The 15,519-nt window shown below is 74.3% G+C and carries 16 protein-coding genes; 6 read left to right on the forward strand and 10 right to left on the reverse strand.

Annotation, left to right across the window (positions count from 1 at the left end):
* From ACRYR8_RS18885 to ACRYR8_RS18895, 3 genes are all read right to left on the reverse strand, one after another.
* Window positions 1-515, reverse strand: a 515-nt coding sequence (locus ACRYR8_RS18885) for a thiamine pyrophosphate-binding protein (protein ID WP_432486176.1), incomplete at its 3' end; no start/stop codon positions are given.
* Between the two features lie 2 nt (window positions 516-517).
* Window positions 518-1,294 (reverse strand): cyclase family protein, encoded by a 777-nt coding sequence (locus ACRYR8_RS18890; RefSeq protein WP_432485525.1) that lies wholly within the window; start codon window positions 1,292-1,294, stop codon window positions 518-520.
* Window positions 1,295-1,364: 70 nt separating this feature from the next.
* On the reverse strand, window positions 1,365-3,008 hold the full coding sequence (locus ACRYR8_RS18895) for a phytoene desaturase family protein (RefSeq protein ID WP_432485524.1): 1,644 nt from the start codon (window positions 3,006-3,008) through the stop codon (window positions 1,365-1,367).
* Window positions 3,009-3,115: 107 nt separating this feature from the next.
* Here ACRYR8_RS18895 and ACRYR8_RS18900 point away from each other — a divergent pair, with 107 nt between their 5' ends.
* Window positions 3,116-3,772 carry a helix-turn-helix domain-containing protein gene (locus ACRYR8_RS18900; RefSeq protein ID WP_432485523.1) on the forward strand — a complete coding sequence of 219 codons (657 nt, stop codon included), beginning with the start codon at window positions 3,116-3,118 and terminating at the stop codon, window positions 3,770-3,772.
* Window positions 3,773-3,775: 3 nt separating this feature from the next.
* On the opposite strand, the gene ACRYR8_RS18905 is transcribed toward ACRYR8_RS18900, so the two are convergent.
* From ACRYR8_RS18905 to glnT, 7 genes are all read right to left on the reverse strand, one after another.
* A complete protein-coding gene (locus ACRYR8_RS18905; RefSeq protein ID WP_432485530.1) occupies window positions 3,776-5,014 on the reverse strand; it encodes an allantoate amidohydrolase in 1,239 nt (412 codons plus the stop codon).
* A gap of 1 nt (window position 5,015) precedes the next feature.
* Window positions 5,016-6,155 (reverse strand): FAD-dependent oxidoreductase, encoded by a 1,140-nt coding sequence (locus ACRYR8_RS18910; RefSeq protein WP_432485522.1) that lies wholly within the window; start codon window positions 6,153-6,155, stop codon window positions 5,016-5,018.
* The gene (locus tag ACRYR8_RS18915) at window positions 6,152-6,718 is read right to left on the reverse strand and encodes a HutD/Ves family protein (RefSeq protein WP_432486177.1); all 567 of its coding nucleotides are present in this window, start codon (window positions 6,716-6,718) and stop codon (window positions 6,152-6,154) included. The genes ACRYR8_RS18910 and ACRYR8_RS18915 overlap by 4 nt, the downstream gene beginning before the upstream one ends.
* Window positions 6,694-8,028: an FMN-binding glutamate synthase family protein gene (locus ACRYR8_RS18920; RefSeq protein ID WP_432486052.1), complete on the reverse strand. Its 1,335-nt coding sequence runs from the start codon at window positions 8,026-8,028 to the stop codon at window positions 6,694-6,696. The genes ACRYR8_RS18915 and ACRYR8_RS18920 overlap by 25 nt, the downstream gene beginning before the upstream one ends.
* 29 nt (window positions 8,029-8,057) lie before the next feature.
* Window positions 8,058-8,792, reverse strand: coding sequence for a GltB/FmdC/FwdC-like GXGXG domain-containing protein (locus ACRYR8_RS18925; RefSeq protein WP_432486046.1), 735 nt, complete (start codon window positions 8,790-8,792; stop codon window positions 8,058-8,060).
* Window positions 8,780-9,676, reverse strand: coding sequence for a class II glutamine amidotransferase domain-containing protein (locus tag ACRYR8_RS18930; RefSeq protein ID WP_432486047.1), 897 nt, complete (start codon window positions 9,674-9,676; stop codon window positions 8,780-8,782). The genes ACRYR8_RS18925 and ACRYR8_RS18930 overlap by 13 nt, the downstream gene beginning before the upstream one ends.
* A 71-nt stretch (window positions 9,677-9,747) precedes the next feature.
* Entirely contained in the window at window positions 9,748-11,061 is a 1,314-nt protein-coding gene (gene glnT / locus ACRYR8_RS18935) for a type III glutamate--ammonia ligase (RefSeq protein ID WP_432486053.1), read from the reverse strand.
* A gap of 405 nt (window positions 11,062-11,466) precedes the next feature.
* Here glnT and ACRYR8_RS18940 point away from each other — a divergent pair, with 405 nt between their 5' ends.
* The 5 genes from ACRYR8_RS18940 to ACRYR8_RS18960 all read left to right on the forward strand — a co-directional run.
* Window positions 11,467-11,838, forward strand: a complete 372-nt coding sequence (locus ACRYR8_RS18940) for a cupin domain-containing protein (RefSeq protein WP_432486048.1) — start codon at window positions 11,467-11,469, stop codon at window positions 11,836-11,838.
* 71 nt (window positions 11,839-11,909) lie between these two features.
* Window positions 11,910-12,416: a dimethylamine monooxygenase subunit DmmA family protein gene (locus tag ACRYR8_RS18945; protein WP_432486049.1), complete on the forward strand. Its 507-nt coding sequence runs from the start codon at window positions 11,910-11,912 to the stop codon at window positions 12,414-12,416.
* 101 nt (window positions 12,417-12,517) lie between these two features.
* On the forward strand, window positions 12,518-13,447 hold the full coding sequence (locus tag ACRYR8_RS18950; protein ID WP_432486054.1) for a PDR/VanB family oxidoreductase: 930 nt from the start codon (window positions 12,518-12,520) through the stop codon (window positions 13,445-13,447).
* Window positions 13,444-14,436 carry a heme-dependent oxidative N-demethylase family protein gene (locus ACRYR8_RS18955; protein ID WP_432486050.1) on the forward strand — a complete coding sequence of 331 codons (993 nt, stop codon included), beginning with the start codon at window positions 13,444-13,446 and terminating at the stop codon, window positions 14,434-14,436. The genes ACRYR8_RS18950 and ACRYR8_RS18955 overlap by 4 nt, the downstream gene beginning before the upstream one ends.
* A 73-nt stretch (window positions 14,437-14,509) precedes the next feature.
* The coding region (locus ACRYR8_RS18960; protein ID WP_432486051.1) for an S-(hydroxymethyl)mycothiol dehydrogenase at window positions 14,510-15,519 on the forward strand (1,010 nt) is incomplete at its 3' end.

The following is a 15,519-nucleotide window of genomic DNA, read 5'->3' on the forward strand; positions in this document are numbered from 1 at the left end:
CCCCCCCCCCCCCCCCCCCCCCCCGCCCCCCCCCCCCCCCCCCCCCCCCCCCCCCCCCCCCCCCCCCCCCCCCCCCCCCCCCCCCCCCCCCCCCCCCCCACCACGTCGGCGACGGCGCTGCCCGCCGAGTGGACGCGTTCGGGCACCGCGCCGACGCTGCGGGCCAGCGCGTCCTGGTCGATGCGGAAGTTCGACCGCACCGCGGGACCGGCCGTGTCGGCGGTCAGGACGATCAGCGGGGTGCGGGACTTCGCGGCCTCCGCGATGCCCGTGACCGCGTTCGTCAGCCCGCACCCCTGGTGGGTGGTGACGACGGCGAGGTGCCCGCTGGTGCGGGCGAACGCGTCGGCCATCGTCGCCGCCCCGCCCTCGTGGCGAGCGGCGGTGAACGGCACCCCGTGCGCCACGAGGGCGTTGGTGACGGCGAAGTTCCCGCTGCCGACCACGCCGAACGCGCGAGCCACGCCCAGCTGCGCCAGGACCCGGCCGACGAGACCGGCGACGGTGCCGTCCACCCTCAGGACCGCTCGACGAGCGCCAGCACCCGCGCCGGGCTGCCGGTGCCGCCGACCACGGGCAGCGGCGCGACGACCACCACGGCACCGGTGACCGGCAGCCGGTGCAGGTTCTGCAGCTGCGTCAGGCCGTACTTGTCGGCGCCCAGCAGGAAGTAGTGGGCAGGGAACGCCGGGTCGAAACCCCCGGCCGCGCCGGCGTCGATCCCGACCGTCTCCACGCCGTACCCGGAGACCGCGGTGTTCTCCGCGAGCCAGCGGGCACCGGCGGCGGAGATGCCGGGGGTGTGCGGGCCGGACTCGTCGGCGTTGAGGAACTCCTCCTGCGAGCTCGAGCGGGCGCTCCAGCCGGTGCGGAAGAACACCCAGCCGCCGGCGGGGAAGGGACCGTGCTCGGCCTCCCACGCCTGCAGGTGCTCCGGTTCCAGCAGGAAGTCCGGGTCGGCCTGCGCCTGCGCCGTCCCGTCCACGACCGCGACCGGCCCGATCAGGCGCGACGGCGCGATCCGGTCCACCGACAGCCCGTCGCGGCCGCTGATCCAGTGCACGGGGGCGTCGAGGTGGGTGCCGGTGTGCTCGCCGGTGTGGATGTCGTTCCACGCCCACGCGGGGCCGGCGTCGTCGAAGTCGCTCACCGGTTCCAGGCTCAGCGGGATCGTGTTGGCGAACGGGGTGGGCAGCTGCAGCACGGGGGTGTCCGGGCTCAGCGGCGCCGTCAGGTCGACGACCTCCACGTCGCCGGTGGACAGCGCGGACAGCAGGGTGGACAGCGTGCTCACGATCGGCCTCCCGGGGCTCTGGGTGGCCGCATCGTGGCAGACGCGCACCCGGGGGCTTCGTGGGGTCGCGTCAGCTCCGGCGCCGCAGCAGCCGCGCGGTGGTCTCGCGGCGACGTTCGCGGGCCAGCAGCGTGGCGGCGACCAGGTGCCCGGAGCCGGCGCCCAGTCCCGCGCCGGGGTGGGTGGCCGCCCCGATCTGCCACAGCCCCGCCACGGGCGTGCGGTGCCGGCCCCAGGAGGCCACCGGCCGCCACACGTAGCTCTGGTCCAGCTGGGCGGAGCCGCCGTACGGGTCGCCGTCGCCGGCGTTGGGGTTGTACCGCTGCAGGTCCACCGGGGTGATGACCTCCACGCCGAGGACCGACTCGCGCAGGCCCGGGGCGTGGCGCTCGATGCGGCCCAGGACGCGGTCGGCGTACCCGGCGGCCAGCTCCCCGGTCCAGCCGCCGCTGGTGTCCAGCTCGCCGGCGGCGTCGCCGAGCGGGGAGAACGGCAGCTCCTGCAGCTGCAGCCACAGCGTCGCCGCGCCTTCCGGCGCGCGGGAGGGGTCGAGGACGTGCTGCTGGCCGACGACGACGGTGGGCCGGCGCGGCAGGAGGCCGGCGTCGGCCTCCGCGCAGGCGATGCCGGTGCTGGCGGCGCCGTCGGACAGGTGCACCAGCGGTACCCGGGCCAGCCGGGGGTCGTTCCAGTCCAGCGGCCGCGACAGCGCCACGTGCACCTGGGCGGCGGCGCGCCCCCACCGCACCCGCTGCGCGTCCCGGCGCACCCGCTCGGGCACGACCTCGGGCGGCACCAGCCCGCCGGCGTACAGGGCGGGCGCGGACACCGACGCCAGCACCGCCCGCCGAGCGCGCAGCACCGTCCCGTCGGCGAGGACCACGCCGCGGGCGCGCCCGGCGACCACCTCGACGCGGTGCACCTCGGCGCCGGTGAGAACGGTGGCGCCGCGCTCGCGCAGCAGCGCGGCGAAGGCGTCCACGAACCGGCTGCTGCCGCCGCGCACCACCGGCATGCCCGCGGCGTGCAGGGTCGCGGCGAACACCGGGACCATCGCGCCGCCGGAGGCGTGGTCCGGGGACAGCCCGGCGTGCAGCAGCCACGGCACCCACAGGTGGTCCACCTCGCGGCCGCGGAACTCGCGCTGCACGAAACCCCGGCCGCTGGTGACGGCGTCGCGCAGCCACGCCTCGCTGCCGCGCGGACCGTTGCCGCGCAGCAGCCCCAGCAGGGAGCCCACCGCGGCCGGGGAGCGCACGGGCCCGCCCAGCAGCCCGCCCAGCGCGGAGGCGCTGCGGCCGAACCTCGCCAGGTGCGCCAGGTAGGCGTCGCGGTCCTCGGGGTGCTCGAACGCGGCCGCGGTCTCCTCCGGATCGCGGTAGGCGAGGCTGACGCGGCCGTCGTCGGCGACGCTGGCCGTCAGCGGCCCGTCGGTGTCGGCGTACTCCAGCCCGTGCCGGTGCAGGTCCGCGCCGAGGGCGGCGTACGCGCCGCCGGTGACGAACAGCGGGTGCCAGGAGGAGTAGGAGTCGTGGACGTGCCCGGGCACCGTCCGCTCCGCGGAGCCCGTGAACCCGCCGAGGACGGGGTTGCGCTCCAGCAGCGCCACCGACCAGCCGGCACCGGCCAGCTCCGCCGCGGCGACCATGCCGTTGACCCCCGACCCCACGACGACCGCGTCGAACTCGTCCGGGGCCCCGCTCGCCGTCGACATGCACGGAGGGTAGGCGCCCCGGTGCCGGGGCACCAGGGTCCCCGGCGGGTGCGTTCCCGGCCGGCGGGTTCCCGACCCGGTCCCGCCCACCCGGGCATAATCGCCGCATGAGCGCGCACGGGGACGACGTCCGCACCGGGAGCCCGGGCAGCGAGGTCCCCCGCAGCGCGGTCGGCCCGCAGGAGGGCGACCTGGAGCGCGCGATCGCCGCGCAGGTGCGCGCGTACCGCAGCGCGGCGGGGATCTCGGTGGCGGAGATGGCCGAGCGGGTCGGCATCTCCAAGGCGATGCTCTCGAAGATCGAGAACGCGCAGACCTCGTGCAGCCTGACGACGCTGGCGCGCCTGGCCGCCGGGCTGGAGGTGCCGGTGACGGCGCTGTTCCGCGGCGTGGACGCCGAGCGCGACGCCGTGTTCGTGCCCGCCGGGCACGGCGCGCAGATCGTGCGGCGCGGCTCCCGCCAGGGTCACCTGTACGAACTGCTCGGTGCGCTGCGCGGCCCGCACAAGCGCATGGAGGCGGTGCTGGTCACGCTCACCGAGGCCAGCGAGGTGTTCCCGCTGTTCCAGCACCCCGGTACCGAGATCCTCTACGTGCTCGAGGGCGCCATGGTGTACGGGCACGGCGAGTCCAGGTACACGATGCGCCCCGGGGACGCGCTGCAGTTCGACGGGGAGGGCCCGCACGGGCCGGAGGAGCTCGTGGAACTGCCCGTGAAGTTCCTCTCGGTCACCGCGTACGGGGAGCACTCCCCCTCGTCGTGAACCTCACGCGGGCGCGGTGAGCAGCTCGGCCAGCGCGTCGGCCAGCGCGAGCGCACCGGCCTCGGCGTCGGGGTCCTCGACGTGCTCGGCCGGCGAGTGCGACACCCCCGTCGGGTTGCGCACGAACAGCATCCCGGTGGGCACGTGGTCGGCGAGGACGGCGGCGTCGTGACCGGCGCCGGTGGCGAGCACGGGCGCGCCGGGCAGCACCTCGCGCAGCCGCTCGCGCAGCCCCGCGTCGAAGTGCGCGGTGGGGCTGAGCGACTCCTCCGTGACGGTGGCCGTGCAGCCCTCCACGGCGGCGGCGTGCTGCGCGCGGCGGGTGATCTCGGCGACGACGGCGGCGGTGACGTCGTCGTCGGGGTGGCGCACGTCCAGCCAGGCGTCGACGCGGCCGGCGATGACGTTCGTCCCGCCGGGCACGGGCACGATCCGGCCGACGGTGGCGCGGGCGCCGTCGTGCTGCCGCGCGACGTCGCGGACGGCCAGGACCGCGGCGGCAGCGGCGACCACGGGGTCGCGCCGGTCGGCCATGAGGGTGGCGCCGGCGTGGTTGCCCTCCCCGGTGATCGTCAGCCGCCAGCGGCCGTGCCCGAGGACGGAACTGGCCACCGCGACGGGAGCGCCGAGGTCGATGAGCCCGCGGCCCTGCTCGACGTGCAGTTCGAGGAACACCCCGATGCGGGACAGCGCCTCGTCGTCGCGGCCGACGTGGCGGGGGTCGAGGCCGGCGGCGCGGGCGGCATCGGCGAACGACGTGCCGTCTGGACCGGTGAGGTTCAGCGCGCGCTCGGGGGCCAGGGCCCCGGTGAGCAGGCGAGAACCCAGGCAGGCGACACCGAACCGGGAGCCCTCCTCCTCGGGGAACACCGCGATGCCCAGGGGGCGGGCGGGGGCGGACCCCCGCGCACGCAGGTGGTCCAGCGCGGCCAGGGAGGACGCCACGCCCAGGGGGCCGTCGAACGCGCCGCCGCCGGGGACGGAGTCCAGGTGGCTGCCGGTGACGACGGAACCCGTCAGCGGCGCACCGGCGGGGTTCCACCACGCCCACACGATCCCGTTGCGGTCGGTCTCGACGTCCAGGCCGCGGCGCTGCGCCTGGTCGGTGAACCAGGCCACCAGGTCGCGCTCGGCGGTGGAGAACACCGGACGGGAGTAGCCGCCGCGCGAGGCGTCGCGGCCTGTTCCGGCGATGTCGCCGAGCAGCCCGGCGACGGAGGCGACGCCGGTGGGGGCGGTCAGCTCAGGCACCGGCGCGCACCGCCCCGACGCGGAACCGCTCCGGTGCTGCGGCGGTGCCGGTGGCGACGTCGGCGGCGATCTCGCCCAGCAGCGGTGCGAACTTCGCCCCGTGCCCCGAGCACGGGGACACGACGGTGATCCCGTCGGTTCCGTCGATCACGAAGTCCTCCGTGGGGGTGTTGGTGAACAGGCAGGTCGTCTCCGCGTACGGCTCGGGTACCAGGCCCGGCAGGTAGCGGCGCACGTAGTCCACGACGCGGGCGCGGTTGGCGCCGTCGACGTCGCCGGACTGCTTCGAGGCGGAGCCGATGGAGCGGCCGCCGTTGTACTCGGCGACCTTCTGGCCGCGGAACCCCGCGTCACGGCCGCCGGGCAGCGCGTACACCTGGATCTCGGGGACCTTGTGGATGAGGGTCGGCCAGGTGCCGTGCGGGTGTTCGTCGCGGTACGGGAAGTGGAACGCGTTCTCCTGCATGACCTCCAGCGCGGGGAACGCGTCGAGGAAACCCGGAGGCAGCGGCAGCTCGCCGAGCAGGTCGGGCAGCCAGCCGCCGGCGGAGACGACGACGTGCCCGGCGTCGATCGCTCGGCCCTCGGTGGAGTGCGCGGTGAACCCGGTGGCGGTGCGTTCCAGCCGGACTAGCGGCCAGCCGGTGCGGACCTGCGCGCCGCGGGCCCGGGCGAGGGCGACCATGGCGCGCACGGTGCTCTCGGCGTCGATCACCGCTCCGCCGGGCTGGTGCAGCACCTCGCCGTCGACGACGAGCTGCGGCCAGCGCGCGCGGGCGGCGTCCGCGTCGAGCAGTTCGTGCTCGACGCCCACGGCCTCCAGCACCCGCGCCAGCGCACGCGGGTCCCGGCCGGAGCCGTGGTCGAGGGCACCGGTGGGGGTCAGCAGCGGGGCGCCGTGCAGGCGCTCCAGCTCCCGGAAGCCGGCGGCGGCGCGCACCACCATCTCGACGTAGTCGCGCTCGGGGTAGGCGTAGCGGAAGATCCGCGCCGAGCCGTGGGAGCTGCCGTCGTGGGCGGCGGGTTCGGTGCGCTCCACGAGCGTCACCTCGTGCCCGCGCTCGGCGAGCTGCCAGGCGGTGGCCGCACCGGCCAGCCCGGCACCGACCACCAGGTACTGCGAACTGCTCACGAGACGACTCCTCCGCCCTCGGCGCCCACCACGCCGATCTCCAGCACGCTTCCTCGGCACTGCACCGGACCGTGCACGAGGTCCAGCGCCACCACCCTCTCACCGCCCGTCGCGACGCCCTCCCCGTCCAGCAGGAGCAGCGCCGTCGTCGGTTGCACCGGCCCGTCCACCGTGCGCACCAGCACCGTGACGCGGCACCGCGTGCGCTCGGTCATCACGTTCACCGCACGGGTCGGCCCGTGCGGCAGTGCCGCCGTGACGCTCGCCTCCCCGGCGAACCGCACCGGGGTTCCGGGGTGGACGCGGGTGGTGCGCCCGTCGACGGTGAGGTCGACGGGCGCGTCCACCGGTGTGAACACCCGGTCCACGCCGGGGAAGGCGGAGAACTCCCCCGCCTCCCCCAGCGTCGCCACGCTCACCCGCCAGCCGTCTCCCGCCCCGGCCCCGGGTGCCGGGTGCAGCCGCCGCGTCGTGCCGCGGCCGTTGCGCCACGGCTCGTCGTGCGCGGCCGAGTACCGGGCGAGGCCCGGTGCGGGGTTCAGAGCCCCTGGCCCGGGACCCACGACGTGCCGGCCAGCGGCAGCCGGGCCATGGCAGCCGCCTCGATGCTCAGCGCCACCATGTCCTCCGGTTCCAGGTGGTGCAGGTGCGCCTTGCCGCAGGCGCGGGCGATGATCTGCGCCTCCATCGTCATCACGCGCAGGTAGTTCGCCAGGCGGTGCCCGGCGGCCACCGGGTCCAGGCGCTGCTGCAGCTCGGGGTCCTGGGTGGTGATGCCGGCGGGGTCCTTCCCCGCCTGCCAGTCGTCGTAGTACCCGGCGGCGGAACCGAGCTTGCGGTACTCCTCGTCCAGGGCCGGGTCGTTGTCGCCCAGGGCGATGAGCGCGGCGGTGCCGATGGCGACGGCGTCGGCGCCCAGCGCCATGCACTTGGCCAGGTCGGCGCCGTTGCGGATCCCGCCGGAGACGATCAGCTGCACCTCGCGGTGCACGCCCATCTCCTGCAGCGCCTGCACCGCCTGCGGGATCGCGGCGAGGGTGGGGATGCCGACGTGCTCGATGAACACGTCCTGGGTGGCGGCGGTGCCGCCCTGCATGCCGTCGACGACGACGACGTCGGCACCGGCCTTCACGGCGAGCTTGACGTCGTAGTAGGTGCGCGAGGCGCCGACCTTGACGTAGATCGGCTTCTCCCAGTCGGTGATCTCCCGCAGCTCGCCGATCTTGATGGCGAGGTCGTCGGGGCCGGTCCAGTCGGGGTGCCGGCACGCGGAGCGCTGGTCCACGCCCACCGGCAGGGTGCGCATCCCGGCGACCCGCTCCGTGATCTTCTGCCCGAGCAGCATGCCGCCGCCGCCGGGCTTGGCGCCCTGACCGAGGACGACCTCGATGGCGTCGGCGGCGCGCAGGTGGTCGGGGTTCATCCCGTACCGGGAGGGCAGGTACTGGTAGACGAGGTGCTTGGACTGCCCGCGCTCCTCCTCGGTCATGCCGCCGTCGCCGGTGGTGGTGGAGGTGCCGACCTCGCTGGCGCCGCGCCCCAGGGCCTCCTTCGCCCGCCCGGACAGGGCGCCGAAGCTCATGCCCGCGATGGTGACGGGGGTGGACAGGTGCAGCGGGAACTTCGCGTTCCTCGAACCGAGGACCACGTCGGTGTCGCAGCGCTCGCGGTAGCCCTCCAGCGGGTAGCGGGACATGCTCGCACCCAGGAACAGCAGGTCGTCGAAGTGCGGGAGCTTGCGCTTGGCGCCACCGCCGCGGATGTCGTAGATGCCGGTGCGCGCGGCGTGCTGGATGGCGGCGATCGTGGCGCGGTCGAAGGTGGCGGACTCGCGCAGGCCCTTGGCGGCCAGTTCCCCGGGGGTGGAGTCGATGGGCACGGGGTTCTCCTCAGTCGTCCGGTTCAGTACGCCGAGGCGTTGTCGACGTGGAAGTTGTAGAGCGTGCGGGACGAGCCGTAGCGGGTGAAGTCGGCCGGGTCGTCGTCCCGGCCGGCGGCGGTCAGGAGCCCGGCCAGCTCGGCCAGGTGCTCCTCGCGCATCTCCTTGCGCACGCAGTCCGCGCCGAGGGAGGCCACGGAACCCTTGACGTAGATGCGGGCCTCGTAGATCGAGTCGCCGAGCGCGTCGCCGGCGTCGCCGCACACGACCATCCGGCCGGCCTGCGCCATGAATCCGCTCATGTGGCCGACGTTCCCGCCGACGACGATGTCCACCCCCTTCATGGAGATGCCGCAGCGGGCCGCGGCGTTGCCGTCGACGACGAGCAGGCCGCCGTGGGCGGTGGCGCCGGCGGACTGGGAGGCGTCGCCGTGCACGTGCACGCGCCCGGACATCATGTTCTCCGAGACGCCGACGCCGGCGTTGCCGTGGACCTCGACGGTGGCGTGCTGGTTCATGCCGGCGCAGTAGTAGCCGACGTGCCCGTCGACCTCCACGGTGACCGGGCGGTCCAGGCCGACGGCGATGCTGTGGGCGCCGTCGGGGTTCAGCACGCGCCAGGCGGAGGTGTCACCCTCCGGCAGGGCGTGCAGCCGGGAGTTCAGCTCCCGCACCGGTTCGACGGCGAGGTCGACGACGGTCGGCGCGGGGACCTCGACCTCAGCGGTCTCGAGGAGGTGCTCGGTCAGCGTTCCCATGCGTACACCACTTCCGGCTCGGGTTCGAAGATGCGGGCGGACTCGATGCCGGGCAGACCGGCGAGGTAGCGGTACTCCGAAGCCACCGCGACCCAGGCGTCGGTCTCGGCGACGACGGCGGGCTTGCAGGCGATGGCGTCGCGGACGACGGCGAAGGAGTTCTCGGTGGCCACCAGCAGGGTGTAGAACCCGTCGAACCGCTCGCACAGCAGGCGCAGCGCCTTCTCCACGTCGGCGCCCTCGGCGAGGTGCTTGGCGACGAACCGGGCGCCGACCTCGGTGTCGTTCTGGGAGTCGAAGGTGATCCCCTCGGCCATCAGCTCGCGCCGGATCGTGGCGTGGTTGGAGAACGAGCCGTTGTGGACCATGCACTGATCCGGTCCGACGGAGTAGGGGTGCGAGCCGGTGGAGGTGACCGCGGACTCCGTCGCCATGCGGGTGTGGGCGACGCCCTGGTACCCGGTGGCGTCGGCGAGGCGGAACGCGGTGGCCAGTTCGTCGGGGTGGCCGGTGCCCTTGAGCACGGCGAGGGCGTCGCCCCGGCTGGTGACCACGGCGCCCGGCAGCGCGGCGCGCACCGCGGCCTCCAGCACCTCCGGGGAGGCGGGGGCGGAGAACACGCTGGTCTGGCCGGCGGCGCGGAACTCCACCGGCCCGACGCCGGCGGCGTCCAGCAGCGCGGCGGCCCGCTCGGCGGGGACGGGGGCGTCGATGACGCAGACGGTGGAGCGGCCCGCCGGGGTGAGGGCGGGGTCGCCGTAGAGGCCGACGCCCGCGGCGTCGGTGCCGCGCTCGGCGGCCTGGCAGAGCATGGACCGCAGCAGCGAGCCCAGCTGGGGGTGCAGTGCGCGATCGCGCAGGTGCAGACCGGCGATGCCGCACATCAGCGTCCTCCGGGGGTGGTCGGGGTCTGTGTCTTAATAGTAGCCGATGTTTCCTGTCAGTATCCAGGGGCTCAGACCGCGGTGAGGTAGCGGTCGACCTCCCAGGAGGTGACCCGGCTGTGCCAGGAGTAGAACTCCTCGCGCTTGAGCTCGGCGTAGTAGCGCGAGACGCCCGCGGCGGGGTCGACGGCGTCCAGGACGCCGGCCACGACCGGGTCGGACTCGAGGGCGTGCACGGCGTCGAGCAGCGTGCGCGGCAGCAGCGGCGCCCCCTGCGGGCGGGCCCCGGGGGCACCGGGGTCCAGGGCGCGCCGCACGCCGTCCAGGCCGGCACCCAGCGCCCCGGCGGCGGCCAGGTGCGAGCTGGCCGCGCCGTCGCCGGCGCGCAGTTCCACCCGGCTCGCGTCCGGGACGCGCACGAGGTGGGTGCGGTCGTTGCCGCCGTAGGTCGCCGCGCGCGGCGCCCACGTGGCTCCCGACGCCGTCGAGGTCGCACCGGTGCGCTTGTAGGAGTTCACCGTGGGGGCGATGAGCGCCTGCAGCGCCGGGGCGTGCTGCAGCAGCCCGGCGACGAACCCGTACCCGGTGGCCGACAGCCCCAGGCCGTGCGGGTCGTGACCGGCGCCGACCGGGAAGCGCGCCCCGCCACCGGCCTCCTGCGTGCCCCACAGCGACAGGTGCAGGTGCATCCCGCTGCCGGTGCGGTCGGTGAAGGGTTTCGGCATGTAGGTCGCGATCATCCCGCGCTGCTCGGCGAGCATCTGGATGACGTAGCGCAGCGTCGTGACGCGGTCGGCCGTCGTCAGGGCGTCGGCGTAGTGGAAGTTCTGCTCGAACTGCCCGTTGCCGTCCTCGTGGTCGCTGGCGTAGGGACCCCAGCCCAGCTCGTCCATGGCGTCCGAGACCGCCGCGAGGTGGTCGTACATCCGGGTGACACCACGGGTGTCGTAGCAGGGTTGATCGGCGTCGTCGGAGGCGTCCGCCGTCACGAGCCGGCCGTCGAGACCGCGCTTGACGAGGAAGTACTCGACCTCGGCACCCACCGAGAGGCTCAGCCCTAGCTCGGCCGCCCGGCGCAGCTGCTCGCGCAGGATCACCCGGGGCGCGTAGGCGTACGGCACGCCGTTCACGTGCGGGTCGCAGTGCACCATCGCCAGGCCGGGACGCACGAACGGCAGCGGGGTGTAGGAGGAGAGGTCGGGGACCGCGACGACGTCCGGGTCGGCGGGGACCTGCCCCATCGCGCCGGCGGCGTAGCCGGCGAAGCCGCAGCCCTCCGCCTCGAGCTCGTCGGCCGCGGAGACCGGCACGAGCTTCGAGCACGGCTTGCCGGTGAGGGTGGTGAAGGTGGCCAGCAGGTAGCGCACACCGTCGGCGCGGGCCATGCTCGCCAGGGACTGCGTCGCTCCGGGGCTCAGCGCCGCCGCGGGGCCCGCGTGCACGACGGGGGTAGCGGTGCCCGGGGGCCCGCCCTCGGCCACGGCCAGGTCTGTCACGGGTGCGGTCACGGGGTCCTCCTTGGACTGTCTCACCTGGGATACCTTCATCTACTGACAGTAGACAGCACCGGTGTTTCAACGGCGTTTCGCGCTCGTTCCCGCCCGGTATCGCCTCGCCCGCGGGCCGCCGCAGCGTCCCGGGCGCCCGGAAACGAAGTTGTAACGAGCGCGTCCTCCCGCCGTAACGGGTGCTCTTGTTTACTGACAGAGGACGCCGTATCTCAGCAGTGGGTGACCGCCGTCCTCGACGCACCCCGGAACCCGCACCCACCCTCCCAGAGGAGCACCCCCGTGCAGATCACGAAGACGCCGTTCCGCGTGACCCCGGACGCGTGGAAGAACCTCCCCAAGATGGACGAGCCGGAGTTCGCCGGCACCGAGGGGTACATCGGCGACGTCTACGCCAACCCGGACGGCTCGCCGATGGCCTCCGGCTACTTCGAGCTGCACCACACCGACGAGCCGCTGCGCTACGAGTACACCTACGACGAGATGAAGGTCGTCCTGGAGGGTGAGTTCCGCCTCGAGGACGCCGACACCGGCCAGGTCCTCATCGCCAGGGCCAAGGACGCCATCTTCTTCCCCAAGGGCAGCACCATCCTCTTCTCCACCCCCGACCGGGCCCTGGCGTTCTACGTGGGTCACCGCACCTTCGCCCCCTGACCGGACCGCCCCCGCCCCGCCAGGCACCGCGGGGACCAGCTGCTCGCAGTGACGACCGGAAGGATGCCCCCGTGCCCACCAGCGTCCCCGTCTGGGACAGCGCACCACCCGAGGTGGACGTCACCGGCCGCTCCTACGCGGTCCTGTCCTTCGGCGCGCGGGCCCACGAGGTCACCCGCGCGTGGATCGAGCAGCTGCACCTCCTCGGCCACCCGGTGCAGGAGCACCGGGTGGCCGAGGGCGACCCCTCGGGGGTCCGCTGGGCACAGCGCCAGGCCGGCGGTGCCCGCGTCGGCTGGCGCCTCTGCGTGGCGGGTCCCGAAGCGGACGTGCTGGCCACCTGCGCCGTGGTGCGCGCACAGGGAGCCGTCGATGCGGAGATCACCGCCCACGCGGTGAGCACCGACCGCAAGAACGTGCTGTGCACCCACTGCAGGAGCACCACGTCGACCGACGCGGACGTGGGCGCCACCTGCCCCTGCTCCGGCTGCGGCAGGGAACTGCTGGTGTACCACCACGTCTCGCGCCGGCACGCCGGTTACATGGGTTTCATGGCCGATGCGGAGGAACAACCGTGACCCTCACCACCGCGCTGACGTCCCCCCCGGGAGCGCAGGACCCCGGCGCGGGCGCCACCCCCGCAGCACCACCGCCGGGCCGCCGCACCGGCAGCGACCCGTTGCAGCTGCGCGTGGTGGACGTCCTGCAGGCCGCACCCGACGTGCGCACCGTCGTGCTGGCCGCGCTCGACGGCAGCCGGCTCCCCTCCTTCACCCCCGGCAGCCACCTGGTGCTCACGTGCGGGCAGCGGCGCAACGCGTACTCGCTGACCGGCCCCACGATCGAGCCGGCCACGTACTCGATCTCCGTGCTGCACCATCGCACGGGCCGCGGCGGCAGCGCCTGGGTGCACGCGCAACTGCACCCCGGCGCGGTCGTCACCGCCTCGGTGCCGCGCAGCGCCTTCGCGCCCGTGCTCACCGCCCGCCACCACCTGCTCGTCGCGGGCGGCATCGGCATCACCGCGATGCTCTCGCACGTGCGCGCCGCGCTGCAGTGGAACCGCTCCTTCACCCTGCTCTACAGCTACCGCCCCGGTCACGGCGCGCACGTGCAGGAGCTGCGCCGGCTGTGCGAGCAGCGGCTGCAGGAGGTGCACGGGCGTGCCGCCACCCGCCGCCACCTGCAGGAGGCCCTCGCCGGGCAACCGCTGGGCACGCACGTGTACACGTGCGGACCCAGCGCCCTGATCGACACCGTCCAGCAGTGCGCCCTGGCGGCCGGCTGGCCGGCCGAGCGCGTCCACGCCGAACGCTTCGCCGTGGACGAACTCCCCCCGGGCAGGCCCTTCACCGCGCGGCTGACCTCCTCGGGGCGGGCTATCGACGTCCCCAGCGGCACCAGCCTGCTCGAAGCCCTGGAAGCGGGAGGGGTGGCCGTCCCCAACCGCTGCCGCCAGGGCGTCTGCGGGGAGTGCCGGCTGACCGTGCGCTCCGGGCGGATCGAGCACCGCGACCTGTACCTGAGCGCCGAGGAGCGCGCGGCGAACGACAGCATCATGGCGTGCGTGTCGCGCAGCGCCGACGAGAGCGTGGAGATCGACCTGTGACCACCACCGACCACACCCGCCCGGCGCTGCACGAACGCATCGCCGCCTTCCCCTGGCCCTTCCCCGCCCGGCACTACCGGTACTCCACCAACGTGGAACCGGCTCTGCAGCGGACCCGCACCGGTGCCGGGTCCTGGGGCGGACGCATCATCGACATCGACGGCGACTACCACGACGAACTGCGGCAACGTGCCGCCATCCTGCACGCCGACCCCTCGCGCCACGCCGTCCTGCCGCACATGGTGCCCGCGACCTGGGACGCGATGCTGCTGGTGATGCGCGAGCTGGCTGCCGACCACCCCGGCAGCATGCACCTGCAGCAGGGGGACGACGGTTCCTGGACCTGGCGCAACGACCTGCTGGGCCGGCAGCACACGTTCGTGCTGGGGGACGAGTCCACCCTGCCCACCAGCCCGCTGCTCTACATCGGCGAGCAGGTCCAGGAGGACATGGTCCTGCTCGACCAGCGCGAGGGGCACCTGTGGGGCGATGCCGGTCTGGTGACCTTCGCCGCCGACTGGTCGATGAACTTCGACGTGGGCATGAGCTTCCTGCAGATCCACGGTCCCGTGCCCCGCGTGCACGAGGAAGGCATCATCCCCCGAGCCGAGCAGTTCCTCATGCGCCTGCAACCCGGGGAACCGTACCGGCGCACGAACTGGACGATGAGCGTCGACCACCGGCTGGACACCTCCACCGAGACCTACCCCGAGTGGGGGCGCGACCGCCGGCTGCTGAGCAGGGACGACATCGGCCACCGGCTGCACCTGCGCGTGGAGGTCCAGCACCTGCTGCGCCTGCCCGACAGCGGCTGCGTCCTGTTCCTCATCCGCTCCTACATGATGTCCCTGCAGGACCTGGCCACCGTTCCCGAGTGGCGTGCCGGGCTCGCCTCGGTGCTGCAGGAACTGCCGCAGGACATGGTCGACTACAAGGGCCTGACCCGGTACCGCGACGACGCCGTCGCCTGGCTGCACGCCGCCGGCTGAGGGCCCGCCCCGGTGCCGGCACGAGCCGGGCCGCTACCCGTTCGAGAACCACCAGCGATCATCGGAGCCCTGCATGCCGTACACCGTTCCCGCCGTCGTGTCCCTCGACCGGGGCAAGCCCGTGGAGATGGTCGACATCGTCGTGCCCGAGCCGATCGCCGGGGAGGTGGTGGTGGACGTCGCCGCGTGCGGGGTCTGCCACACCGACCTGCACTACCGCGAGGGCGGCATCACCGACGAGTTCCCCTTCCTGCTGGGCCACGAGGCCGCCGGCACCGTCGCAGCGATCGGCGAGGGCGTCAGCAACGTCGCCGTGGGCGATGCCGTCGTGCTGAACTGGCGGGCGGTGTGCGGGCAGTGCCGCGCGTGCAAGCGGGGCCGGCCGCAGTACTGCTTCGCCACGCACAACGCCACGCAGAAGATGACCTTGAGCGACGGCACGGCGCTGACGCCCGCGCTGGGCATCGGGGCGTTCGCGCCCAAGACGCTGGTGGCCGCCGGCCAGGCCACCCGCATCGACACCTCGATCTACGACGGCACCGGCACCTCCTTCGACCCGGCGGTGGCCGGTCTGCTGGGCTGCGGGGTCATGGCCGGCATCGGCGCGGCCGTCAACACCGCCCCGGTGACCCGCGGCGACAGCGTCGCGGTCATCGGCTGCGGCGGGGTGGGCTGCGCGGCGATCGCCGGGGCGGTCCTGGCCGGGGCCCGGCGCATCGTGGCGGTCGACATCGACGACAAGAAGCTGACCTGGGCCAAGGCGCTGGGCGCCACGCACACCGTGAACTCCTCCGGGCTCGACGAGGACGGTGTCGTCGCCGCCGTGCAGGAGGTCACCGACGGCGTCGGCGCCGACGTGGTCATCGACGCGGTGGGCCGGCCCGAGACCTGGCGGCAGGCGTTCTACGCGCGCGATCTGGCCGGGGTCGTGGTGCTGGTGGGTGTACCCACGCCCCAGATGCAGCTGAGCGTGCCGCTGCTGGACGTCTTCGGCCGCGGCGGGGCGCTGAAGTCGTCCTGGTACGGCGACTGCCTGCCCGAGCGCGACTTCCCCGCCCTGCTGGAGCTGCACGCCAACGGGCG

The organism is Kineococcus esterisolvens, from assembly GCF_050871405.1.
Taxonomy (GTDB): domain Bacteria; phylum Actinomycetota; class Actinomycetes; order Actinomycetales; family Kineococcaceae; genus Kineococcus.